The following is a 1,334-nucleotide window of genomic DNA, read 5'->3' on the forward strand; positions in this document are numbered from 1 at the left end:
GTCTTATACCAAGCGGGCGGCGTTCCTGGAAAGTGATCCGTGGGCGTTCGATCCGGACTTCTTCGGTATCTCGCCGCGGGAGGCGTCGGCGATGGATCCGCAGCAGCGGTTGGTGTTGGAGGTGGCGTGGGAGGCGTTCGACGACGCTGGGATCGCGGGTCGGATCGCGGGTTCCTCGTTGGGGGTGTACATCGGTGCGTTCACGCTTGATCAGCTTGGTGCGGTTTCCAGTCCTCCGGCGTTGCCGTATATCGATATGCATACGGCTTCTAGTGCGTCGTACACGATGATTTCCAATCGGTTGGCGTATGTGTTGAATTTGGTGGGGCCTGCGATCACGGTGGATACGGCGTGTTCGTCGTCGTTGGTGACGTTTCATTTGGCGTGTCAGGGTATCGCGAATGGTGATTGTGAGATGGCGGTCGCGGGTGGGGTGACTGTGTTGGGGGAGCCGGAGATGTTCGTGTCGATGTGTAAGGGGGGGTTCTTGGCTGCGGATGGTCGGAGTAAGGCGTTCGATGCGTCGGCGGATGGGTATGGGCGTGGTGAGGGTGTGGGGATGGTGGTGTTGAAGAAGTTGTCGGCTGCGCAGCGGGATGGGGATCGGGTGTATGCGGTGGTGAAGGCGACGGGGTCGAATCAGGATGGGCGTACGACTGCGATCACGGTGCCGAATGCTGATCTGCAGCAGCGGCTTGCGGAGGAGGTGACTCGGCGGGCGGGGATCGCGCCGGGTGAGGTGACGTATGTGGAGGCGCATGGGACCGGGACTCCGGTGGGGGATCCGTTGGAGTTGCAGGCGATCGGGCATGCTTATGGGGCGGTGGAGGGGCGTGGTGTCGCGTTGGGGGTGGGGTCGGTGAAAACGCAGTTGGGGCATACCGAGGCGGCGTCGGGGATCGCGAGTGTGATCAAGTCGGCGTTGGCGATTTCGCATCGGACGATCGCTCCGCAGTATTGGTTCGATACCCCGAATCCGGATATCGATTTCGAGGAGTTGAATCTGCGGTTGCAGTTGGAGGCCGAGCCGGTGGGTCCGGAGGTGGATCGGGTCACTATCGCGGTCAATGGGTTCGGGTACGGCGGTACCAATGCGCACGCTATTTTGCAGGAGTATCGGCCGTCGGAGCGTGCTGGGGGGAATGGTCATGTGCGTGCGCCCCGCCATTATGGGGTGTTGCCGTTGTCGGCGCGTAGTGAGCAGGCGGTGCGGGAGTTGGCGCGTGGGTTCGCCGAACGGATCGCCGCGGGCGCGGACCCGGGCTGGTTGGCCGAGGCGGCGTGGACCCGACGCAATCATCACCCGTTCCGCGCCGGTATCGGCTTCGCCGACG

1 protein-coding gene is annotated in these 1,334 nt (G+C 63.2%); it reads left to right on the forward strand.

Annotated features, from left to right (window positions below):
* A partial coding sequence (locus ACX4ZE_RS22725) for a beta-ketoacyl synthase N-terminal-like domain-containing protein (RefSeq protein WP_480275501.1) occupies positions 1-1,334 on the forward strand: 1,334 nt, incomplete at both ends.

Source organism: Nocardia sp. TBRC8007 (genome assembly GCF_056629435.1).